Annotated in this window: 8 protein-coding genes; 5 read left to right on the top strand and 3 right to left on the bottom strand. The window is 61.3% G+C overall.

From position 1 onward, the window contains the following. The 3 genes from AB1609_02455 to AB1609_02445 all read right to left on the bottom strand — a co-directional run. Positions 1 to 998: LUD domain-containing protein (locus AB1609_02455; protein MEW6045331.1), on the bottom strand; the 998-nt coding region annotated here is incomplete at its 3' end. Next, positions 995 to 1,798 (bottom strand): (Fe-S)-binding protein, encoded by an 804-nt coding sequence (locus AB1609_02450; GenBank protein MEW6045330.1) that lies wholly within the window; start codon positions 1,796 to 1,798, stop codon positions 995 to 997. The genes AB1609_02455 and AB1609_02450, both read right to left, overlap by 4 nt. 57 nt (positions 1,799 to 1,855) lie before the next feature. Next, the gene (locus AB1609_02445; protein ID MEW6045329.1) at positions 1,856 to 2,710 is read right to left on the bottom strand and encodes a DeoR/GlpR family DNA-binding transcription regulator; all 855 of its coding nucleotides are present in this window, start codon (positions 2,708 to 2,710) and stop codon (positions 1,856 to 1,858) included. 167 nt (positions 2,711 to 2,877) lie between these two features. Between AB1609_02445 and rhaD the strand changes: the two genes are divergently transcribed. The 5 genes from rhaD (at position 2,878) to AB1609_02420 (ending at position 10,321) form a co-directional block, all read left to right on the top strand. Further along, positions 2,878 to 4,953: a bifunctional rhamnulose-1-phosphate aldolase/short-chain dehydrogenase gene (rhaD, locus tag AB1609_02440; GenBank protein ID MEW6045328.1), complete on the top strand. Its 2,076-nt coding sequence runs from the start codon at positions 2,878 to 2,880 to the stop codon at positions 4,951 to 4,953. A gap of 51 nt (positions 4,954 to 5,004) precedes the next feature. Further along, the gene (locus AB1609_02435; GenBank protein ID MEW6045327.1) at positions 5,005 to 5,325 is read left to right on the top strand and encodes an L-rhamnose mutarotase; all 321 of its coding nucleotides are present in this window, start codon (positions 5,005 to 5,007) and stop codon (positions 5,323 to 5,325) included. Between the two features lie 75 nt (positions 5,326 to 5,400). Next, positions 5,401 to 6,945: a rhamnulokinase family protein gene (locus tag AB1609_02430; protein MEW6045326.1), complete on the top strand. Its 1,545-nt coding sequence runs from the start codon at positions 5,401 to 5,403 to the stop codon at positions 6,943 to 6,945. 70 nt (positions 6,946 to 7,015) lie between these two features. Then, positions 7,016 to 8,227 carry an L-rhamnose isomerase gene (gene rhaI / locus AB1609_02425; protein MEW6045325.1) on the top strand — a complete coding sequence of 404 codons (1,212 nt, stop codon included), beginning with the start codon at positions 7,016 to 7,018 and terminating at the stop codon, positions 8,225 to 8,227. Positions 8,228 to 8,410: 183 nt separating this feature from the next. After that, complete coding sequence (locus AB1609_02420) at positions 8,411 to 10,321, top strand: ABC transporter substrate-binding protein (GenBank protein ID MEW6045324.1); 1,911 nt, start codon at positions 8,411 to 8,413, stop codon at positions 10,319 to 10,321. The last annotated feature ends 188 nt before the right edge of the window (positions 10,322 to 10,509 follow it).

The following is a 10,509-nucleotide window of genomic DNA, read 5'->3' as shown; positions in this document are numbered from 1 at the left end:
AGACAGGCCCCGCACCGGATACAGGCGAGCACGTCGCGGTACGGCGACTCCAGCACCCGCAGGCGGCCGTTGTCCAGGAAGATGACGTGGAGCTCCTCGGGGCCGTCGAGTTCCTGCGGGCTTCGGGGGCCGGTTACGAGGTGGGTGTACACCGTGATATGCTGGCCGGTGGCGCTGCGGGCGAGCAGTTCGAGAAAGACGGGAAGGTCTCGGAGAGCCGGAATGACCTTTTCGACGCCCGCCACGACGACGTGCACCGGCGGCGCCGACGTCACCAGCCGGCCGTTGCCCTCGTTGGTACAGACCACCACCGTGCCTGTCTCGGCCACAATGAAGTTGGCGCCCGACATCCCGATGTCGGCGCTGAGAAACTTCTCCCGCAGCACCCGGCGCGCCACCCCTGCCAGTGACGGCGTGTCGGTGCCCACGGGGTGTCCCACCAGCCGAGAGAAGAGCTCCGCGATCTCCTCCCGCGTTTTGTGGATGCAAGGGGTGACGATGTGAGCCGGACGTTCGCCGGCAAGCTGGATGATGAACTCGCCCAGGTCGGTCTCCACTACCTCGAGGCCGCCTGCCTGCAGAGCCTCGTTGAGGTGGATCTCCTCCGTAGCCATCGACTTGGACTTCACCACGAGCCGGGTGCCGCGCCGTTCGGCGATCTCCCGCACGATGCGCGCCACGTCCTCCGGCCCCGCCGCCCGCCGCACCCTGCCGCCCCGCGCCTCGATGGCGGCGGTGGCCTTCCGCAAAAGCTCCTCGAGGTGGTCCAGGGCGTACGTCTTGATGGCGTAGGCCCGGCGCCGCAGGCTTTCGAAATCGCCGGCCGCCCAGCCCCGGGCCGCCATCTCGGCAAGGGAGGCGAACGCCTTCTGCCGGGCCACGATCTTGCCGTCGGCGGTGGTGCGAACGGCCTGCCGGAGCCGCTCGTTGGCCAATGCTTGCGCCACCCGCCGGCGGAACGAGCTGAGGGTGGCGGCGCCCGGGCCGCCCGCGTTCATCCGGCGGTACCCCCTCGCCCGAGGGGCTGCCGGGCGGTGTCGGCCATCAGAGCTACGCCCCGATCGGGCTCCAACAGACCCGTACCTTCGGCCAGCACCTCGGCAACGTGCAAGAACCGAAGAGGCAGGCCCCGCCGGTGTGCCCGCCCCATCAGGTGCAGCAGGCACGAGGTGTCAGCCGAGATGACCAGTTCCGCGCCCGCTGAAACGAACGCGTCCAGCTTTTCGTCGGCCATGGCCATCGACAACTCCGGCGACTTCACTGCAAAGGTGCCCCCGAAGCCGCAGCACTGCTCGGGACCTGGGAAGGGACGGAGCTCCAACCCCTCGACGTGGGCCAGCAACCGCAGCGGCGCCGAGCTGGCGCCCAAGAGGCGCGTCATGTGGCAGGAGGCGTGATGGACCGCCCGTGCAGGGTAGCGGGCGCCGAGATCGATGACGCCCAGGACGTCGGTGAGGAACTGGGAAAACTCATAGGTCCGCGTGACAAGGCGCCGGACACGCTCGGCCAGGGCCGGCTGGTCCCGGAATATCTCCGGGTAATACTCCCGCATCATCGAGACGCACGAGCCCGTCGGCGCCACCACATATTCGGCGCCCTCGAAGACGTCGAGGAAGTGGCGGGCCAGGCCGCAGGCCTCGGCCCGGTAGCCGCTGTTCCAATGGGCCTGCCCGCAGCAGGTCTGCCCCGCCGGAAAGTCCACGTCCACCCCGAGGCGGTGCAGGATGCGGGCTGCGGCCACCCCGGCCCTCGGGAACAAGACATCATTCACGCACCCGATAAAGAGCGGAACGCGCAAGCGTGCATCGCTCCTCGTCTTCCAGGGGACGGAGATAGCTTCGCTTGTCCCTCCGGGCTATTCGGCCACGATAACCTGGATGCCGAGCTTGCTGAGCCGATCGAGGGATGATGGGTTAGCCTCGGCGTCGGTGATGACGGTATGGACGGCGGATATGGGCACGATGCTTACGAAGCCCGAGGCGTCAAGCTTCGAGCTGTCAGCCAGGATAATAACCTGGTCTGCCACCTGAGCCAACCGGCGCTTTACCTGCACTTCAAGCTCGTTCGACTCCGTCGGGCCGTGTTCGACCGATAGCCCTCTGCACGACATAAAGACCTTGTTGAGGTGGTAGGCTGCGATGGTCTGTTCCGCCAGCGGCCCGACGAAAGACCATGCCGCTTGCCGGACAATACCCCCCGGGCATACCACCGTGACAGCCGGGTGCTTGGCCAGCTCCATGGCCGTCGGCATCGAGTTGGTCAGCACCGTTGCTTGAAGGCCCTCGGGCCAGGCAAGCGCCATCTGCAAGACCGTGGTGCTGGCATCCATACCGATGTTGTCGCCCGGACATACCAGCTGAAGTGCGGTCCTGGCAATCTTTTGCTTTTGCTCCTGGCGTTCGGCCTGACGTCGGGCGAAGGGTAACTCGGGGGAGGCCGGCTGGGTGCTCACGGCTCCTCCGTACGTGCGCTGCGCGACGCCTGCCCGTTCCAGCGCTTCCAGGTCCCGGCGGACAGTCTCCTCGGATACACCAAGGGCTGACGCGAGCTCGCTGACTCGGACTGCGCCGTCCTGCTGTAGCAAGCGCCGAATGATCTCTCGTCGTTCGGGGGCGAGCACGGTTCGGGGACGCGCCCCGCTGCCCACGGGCCTCAACAAGGTCTGCCCGGCTCTGCCCCGGTTACCATCGCCCGAACCGTTGGTCGTCATTGCGCGTTTTCTTTGTCCCTCCAGCAACGAGGTTCGACGTCGTCAGCGAGGATCCTCCCACAGAAAAGTGCGAAACCGGAAGGAATATGGCCAATAGATAGCGAATACATACCACAGAGTCAGGCAAGATCCCATAACCTCGGGGTAGCCGGAAAGGAAAATCGGGCTTGGAGCGCATTACCAATCGCTGGAACGACCATGTCGCTACGTCGCTGTCGCCATTGGAGCAACTGGTTTACCGCTCGAACCATCTGGGTGCGGACCGGGCGGTGGTCAACTGGAAGGGGGGCAACACGTCCACCAAACTCCCCGGCGTGGACGTGGCAGGCCGACCCATCACCGTATTGTGGGTGAAGGGAAGCGGCTCCGATCTCCTCACCATCAAGGAAGACGGTTTCGTTCCCCTTCGTCTGGAGGACCTGCTCCTCCTCGAGCAGCGCGACGCCATGTCCGATGAGGAAATGGTGGATTACCTCATGCGCTGTGTCCTCAAGCCCGGAGCCCCGCGCCCTTCAATTGAGACACTCATGCATGCCTTTGTGCCTTACCCGCACGTGGACCACACGCACCCGGATGCCGTGCTGGCGTTCTGCAACACGGAAGACGGGGAGCGGCTCACGAAGGAGGCATTCGGGGATCGCATCGCCTGGGTTCCGTACATGCGGCCCGGCTTTGACTTGGCCAAGGCCGTACTCAGGGCAGTCCGCGAGGGTGGCGACAGGCTTCGCGGGGTGTTCCTGGCACGCCATGGCCTCGTTACCTGGGGCAACACGCACAAGGAGGCCTATCTCAATACCCTCTCCGTCGTCAACGATGCATACGCCTTCATCGAGTCGCGGGCCGGAGCGAGGCCGGCGTTCGGGGGCATGGCCGTCTCGACGCTCGACCCGGCCCGGCGTCGCCGGCTGTTGTTGAACATCATGCCGGTGGCCCGGGGGGTGATGAGTGAGTGCAGGCGGGTCATCCTGCATTACGACGACTCCCCGCAGGTGTTGGAGTTCGTCAACTCGGCCGCCGGAAAGCAGCTGTCGCAGGTAGGGTCCGCGTGCCCCGACCACCTGGTCCACACGAAGCACCTGCCGCTTTGGGTGGACTTCGACCCTGCGGCCGACGACGAAACGCGCCTGCGGGAGCAGCTCGTACAGGGCCTCAGGGAGTACAAGGAGAAGTACCAGGCATACCAGGCGCAGTACCGGCGTCCCGGCGACCCGGAGGGCGATCCGTATCCCCGCATCATCCTCATCCCAGGGGCTGGGTTGCTGTCGACCGGTAAGGACAAGCACGAAGCGCAGCAAGCGGCCGGGCTTTACCATCGGGCCATCGAAACGATGCGGGGTGCCTCGGCTCTCGGGCGCTTCGTATCCCTAACACCACAGCAGGCCTATGACATCGAATACTGGCCGCTGGAGCTCTACAAGCTGACCCTGGGACCCCCCGATAAGGAGCTTTCACGCCACGTCGCCGTTGTCGCAGGAGCCGCCGGCGGAATCGGCCGTGCTGTTGCCGAGCTGTTTGCCCGGGAAGGCGCCCACGTCGCTGTGACGGACATTGACGAGGCAGGGTTGGCGCAAGTGGCCAGCGAGCTGCAGCGTCGCTACGGCAGCGAACAAGTGCTTCGCGTGGCAGCTGACATCAGCGACGAGCAATCGGTCCAAGGAGTATTTGAAGAGGCCGTCCTGCGGTTCGGCGGGATTGACAGCGTCGTCGTGTCGGCGGGTCTCGCTTACTCGGCTGCTGTCGAGGAGACGCCACTTGGCGAATGGGAGCGTATCTTCGCTGTCCTGGCCAGAGGCTACTTCCTGGCGGCCAGGGAAGCATTCCGGGTGATGAAGGCGCAGGGCAGAGGCGGCAGCATCGTCTTCGTCACATCAAAGAACGGCATTCTGGCATCGAAGGGCGCGGCTGCATACAACGCAGCCAAGGCAGCCGAACAGCACCTGGCCCGATCGCTTGCGGAAGATGGCGGGCCGTATGGTATCCGGGTCAACTGCGTGGCTCCCGACGCGGTGCTCGAGGGGTCGAAGATCTGGTCGTCGGAGTGGCGGGAAGCGCGCGCTTCGGCTTACGGGATTTCCGTAGAACAGCTTTCCGAGTACTACCGGCAGCGTACAACTCTCAAGGTCAATGTCCGACCTGAGGATGTCGCACATGCCGTGTTGTTCCTTGCATCGCATCGCTCTTCCTGCACCACGGGGTGCACGATCACGGTCGATGGTGGGGTTGCCGGGGCTTTCGTACGATGAGCGATGCGCTCATTGCCGGACCCTCGGCTTTAGCGCTATGGAGGGATTAGTATGCAGCACGTGGCTTTCTTACTGAAGGTCAAACGAGAGAAGATAGACGAGTACAAACAGCGGCACAAGGCGGTCTGGCCGGAAATGCTACAAGCCCTCCGCGAAGCAGGGTGGCACAACTACTCTCTCTTTCTTCACGAGGACGGGCTCCTCTTTGGCTACCTGGAAACAGATGACTTCGAGCGAGCACGAGCGGAAATGGCGAAGAGGGAAGTCAATTGGCGCTGGCAGCAAGAAATGGCTCCGTTTTTCGAGGCACTTGACGGTAAACGACCGGACGAGGGACTCGTACTGTTGGAAGAGGTGTTCCATCTAGACTGACGCCGCAATGGTGTGGCGGCGGGAGTGCTACAAGGTAAGAGGAGACACGGGAGCAGAGGCTGGGCGGGATCATGGATGAAAGCGGTGGCCGAGAGACCCACGCTGGGTATGGTGGCCTTTGATCTCGGGGCTGAGAGCGGTCGAGCGGTCCTGGGGAGGTTTGATGGTCGGCGCCTGACAGTGGAGGAGGTGCATCGTTTCCCAAACGAACCAGTCCAAGCCGCTGGGCACCTCTACTGGGACTTCCTACGGCTGTTCGCCGAAATGAAGCGAGGCCTGGGGGCCGCGCGTCGCGCCCACGGCGCGGCACTGGGTGCGATTGGGGTCGATGCATGGGGCGTCGATTTCGCACTGTTTACCGCAGACGGTGAGCTAGTGGCGAACCCGTATCATTATCGCGATCCGCATACAAAGGGCATGATGGAAAGGGCCTTTTCCATCCTCCCCGCTCGCGAGCTGTTTCAAATCACTGGCATTCAGATGATGCCCATCAACACGCTGTTCCAGTTGCTGGCCCTGAAGACAGCGAACTCGCCGCTCTTGAGGGCGGCCAGTACGCTGCTCATGATGCCCAGCGCCTTCAGTTATCTGCTCAGCGGTGAGCCCGTTGATGAGTTCACAGCCGTATCTACCTCTCAGCTCTACAATTCACGAGCCGGATGCTGGGCGTCCCCCATTCTGAATGCCTTCGACCTACCCGAGCGCCTATTCCCGACCGTTCGACGGCCCGGTACCGTCGTAGGGGCCTTGCGTCAGGAGCACGCACACGAGCTAGGCATGGAACCAACACCTGTTGTGCTGCCGGCCGGCCACGACACGGCGTGCGCGGTAGCTGCGGTGCCAGCTTCCCCCTCGTCTCCCGGGAGAACGCGGGCCTACATCAGCTCCGGTACTTGGTCTTTGGTGGGAGTGGAGCGTCAGCAGCCCATTACGACAGAGAAGGCATTTGCGGCGAACCTGTCCAACGAAGGGGGCGTGTTCGGTACTTTCCGGCTGCTGAAGAACGTGATGGGCTTGTGGCTGTTGCAGCAGTGCCAGCGTCAGTGGCAACGAGAAGGCTTTGACGCCACTTATTCCGAGCTCACCCGAATGGCGTCCGGGGCCCGGGGGCGGCAGTGCTTCATCGACCCTGATGACGAGTCGTTCCTGCGGCCTACCAACGTGGTTGAATCTATTCAGCGTTTCTGCCGACAGACGGGACAACGTGTTCCTGAGGACCGCGCCGAGATAGTGCGTACTATCCTCAAAAGCCTCGCGCTGAAGTACCGATGGGTGATCGAGCAAATCCAGGAGGTGACCGGGAGCTTCGTCGACCGTATCCACGTGGTTGGCGGAGGTGCTCGTAACGAGCTCCTCTGCCAGCTGACTGCCGATGTTACGGGGCGGCCGGTCATCGCAGGCCCCGTCGAGGCGACGGCGGTCGGTAATCTCTTGATGCAGGCTAAAGCGTTAGGAGAGATCACAACGCTAGAGGAACTTCGGTCTGTAGTTCGGGAGTCGTTCGCAACTACGCTTTACGAACCGGGTCGAACTGCCGACTGGGAAGACACCTACCAGTACTTTCAAAACCGCATCTTGAACTGGTCCGGGTCCGAAAGGGAAACGGCAAGCCCCCTGTAGGGTTGAGCGGTGCCGAAGGCAAGGAGCTGTGGTCCAAAGCCATGCTGGACACCTGGGGTGGGAAGAGACGATGGGGAAGCTGGATGAACGGTACTGGACCGATCGCTACCGCCTCCTGGTAGAGGAATTGCAAGCGGAGGGCATCGACGTTGACAAAGCGAAGGAACGGCTTCTCCAGCAGCACATCGAGACGCCGTCTTGGGGCTATGCGGACAGCGGGACGCGGTTCAAGGTCTTTCACCAGCCAGGGGCGGCTCGCACGGCGTTCGAGAAGCTGGAGGATGCGGCGCAGGTTCTCCGGTTTACGGGGATTGCCAGGAGCGTGGCAATCCACATACCCTGGGACAAAGTCGATGACTACGACAAGCTGAAGGCACGAGCTGAGGAGTTAGGCCTGAAGATTGGTGCCGTCAATCCCAACCTGTTCCAGGACGACGATTACAAGTTCGGAAGCTTGGCCCATCCGGACCCTCGGGTGCGGAAGAAGGCCATCGCTCACGTGCTCGAATGTATCGACATCATGAGGCAGATCGATTCCCGGGATCTGAGCCTGTGGCTTCCCGATGGCACCGATTATCCGGGGCAGGACGACTTTGTCGCCAGAAAGCGCCGTCTTGAGGAAAGCCTGAACGGGATTTACCGGCACCTCGGGCCGCACATGCGCTTGCTCATCGAATACAAGCTCTTCGAGCCGGCCTTTTACTCGACGGATGTGCCCGACTGGGGAGCAGCCCTCTTGCATGCGCAAAAGCTGGGTCCGCAGGCATACGTGCTGGTCGACTTGGGCCACCACGCCCAGGGGGTCAACGTGGAGCAAATCGTGGCCTTCCTGTTGGACGAAGGAAGGCTTGGGGGCTTTCACTTCAACGCCCGAAAGTACGCGGACGATGACTTGACCACGGGTTCGATCAACCCGTACGAGCTCTTTCTCATTTACAACGAGCTCCTGGCGGCCGAAGAGCGAGCCAGCGGGTGGCTAGACGTCGCGTTCATGATTGACCAGAGCCATAACACCAAGCCCAAGGTGGAGGCCACCATTCAGTCCGTTTTGAACCTGCAGGAGGCGTACGCCCGCGCGCTTTTGGTTAATCGAGCACGACTACAGGAGGCCCAAGAGGCCTGTGACGTCATTGCCGCTGAAACCGAGCTTCTTAAGGCTTTCCGGCGTGACGTGACCCCGCTCCTGGTAGAAGTTAGACGTGAGTTGGGTGTACCGATTGACCCACTAAGGGAGTACCGTTCGAGTGGGTATGTTGAAGCGAGCGCTGCCGCGAGAGGGTAGGAGGGGATAGTCGCTGGCGTGCAGGCTGATAGCTACACGAAGGGGGGGATGCACAGGGAAAGGTCCGGCCTTTCCAGCCGTCTTGTCAAGGGTAGCTCGTGACCGTGCACCCGAACCAAGTGGTCACGAGGTCATGCGGTCGGAGACATCCGAAACCCATGCTTAAGGGGGCGCTGGTTAAATATGAGGAAGAGACTCCTGGGGCTTGTTTACCTGGCGGCCATCGCTGTGTTCGCTTGGAGCAACCTCGCGTTAGCTCAGCTTCCTGCCGGCGTACCGAGAAACGAAACCCTCATCGTCGACCAGATTTTTCGCTATAGCGTACCGCGGAACTTTAACCTCTGGATCGCAGGTCCACCCAGCCCGACTAGGCAAGCGCTGATCATGGATACGCTTTGGTATATCGACCAGCAGACGGGCAAATGGATCAACTCCTTGGCCGAGTCGGAGCCAGCTTACAATGCAGACTATACGCAAATGACGGTGAAACTGAAGATAGGAGTCTATTGGAGTGACGGTGTGGAGTTCACGGCAGACGATGTCGTGTTCACTGTAAAGAACTTGATGGCTAACCCTGGGATGCTGTGGTCCTCCGAGCTAAATTCGTATGTTGCGAGTGTCGAGAAGGCTGACAACTATACGGTTGTTTTCCGCCTGAAAAAACCATATCCCCGGTTCCACTATTTGTTTACGGCGCGCTACAACGCAATCTACATGCAACCGAAGCATGTCTGGGAAAAGGTGAAGTCGCCGTTCGAATACACCTTCTGGCCTCCAGTCTCGCTTGGGCCTTATGTCGTGAAAGATGCGGACCCAGCTGGATACTGGGAGCTCTTTGAACGGCGCCCGGACTGGCAAAGAACGGTACCGGGTATGCTCACCGGGCAACCAGGGCCACGGTTCATTCTCACTATTTTCTACGGTCCGGACGAAAAGAAAGTCATTGCCATGGCCCAGCACAATTTGGACGTGCTAATGGATCTTAACTTCGAAGCATTCCGAACCCTGTTAAGCAGAAGCTCGACGGCCCGATCCTGGTACAAGGAGTTCCCCTGGGCGTGGCCCGACGAGGTCGATGTTAGGTTCTTCGGGTTCAACTTCGAGAAATTGCCGTATTTCAAGAACCGCGATGTCCGATGGGCGTTGGCGCTTGCTCTCGACATCGTCGAGTTGCAGACGCAATACATCGGTGGCGTGGCCCGTGTGACGCCCATTCCGCAGCCTTCCACGCCCCTGCACATGAGGCACTATCATAAGCCGCTTGAATCCTGGTTGAAAGAGCTAACTCTTGAGCTTGATAAGGGAGAACGATTCAAGCCGTATGACGAAACGGTTCCGATGAAGATAGCTGATTGGGCGAGAAGGCAGGGGTACTCTGTACCCGACGAGCCAGAGGCGGTTAAGGCTCTATTCGGGATCGCGTGGTGGAAGTACGCTCCAGACATTGCGGAAAGACTGTTGAAGCGCAACGGTTTCTCGAGGGACGCTCGGGGCAAGTGGCTGCTGCCGGATGGATCGCCGTGGAAGTTCTCAATCTTGGCCGCGCCGGATGAAGTGGACGTGTTTCGGCTCGCAATCGGAGCCGCGGACCAGTGGAGAAGGTTTGGTATAGACGTCAGCGTTGAAACTCAGGAGCGGGATCCGTACTATACTCGTAACTCGGTCGGCGACTTCGAAGTAACCTCTGCGTGGGGATTTGGTGGAGGGTCTGGGGCGACGATGGCTCCAGACAAGTGGCCGTTTATACAACAGCTGCACTCGAGGTTCCTTCAGCGTGTTGGGAAGCCTGCAGTGGGGGCCTTTGGCGGGAATATAACGCGGGTTCAGTCGAAGGCCCTCGACGAAGTGATCGATCGGCTTGGGGCGGCTGCTCCAGGCGATCCGACGATCGTAGAGCTAGATAGGGAGTTTCTGAAGCTTTGGACGGAGAATATGTGGACGATAAGCACGATCAGCTTTAAGAAGTTCATTACCTTCGACGAGTACTATTGGACGAACTTCCCCACTGCCGAGAACCCTTATGGCCAACCGAACTACTGGTTCATGGGCTCACGGTTCGTACTGCCCTACCTTAAGCCGACAGGGAGGAAGTAAGGTGTAGAAGAGCGATGTTGTTCTGAACGAAGGGTGCCCCCCTCTTCCCCCGGGGTAGTCTTTGAGGGGAAGAGGGGGGCTGTCGACAATAGCGGGGATGGTAAGAGGCTATGGAGCTGGTGACGAGATACGTGTTGCCCCGCCTCATGCAGTGGCTCCTAGTGGTGTTCATCGGGGTCACGGTAGCT

It is taken from the genome of Bacillota bacterium (assembly GCA_040754675.1).
GTDB lineage: Bacteria > Bacillota > Limnochordia > Limnochordales > Geochordaceae > Geochorda.
This window is presented reverse-complemented; position numbering and strand designations above follow the sequence as displayed.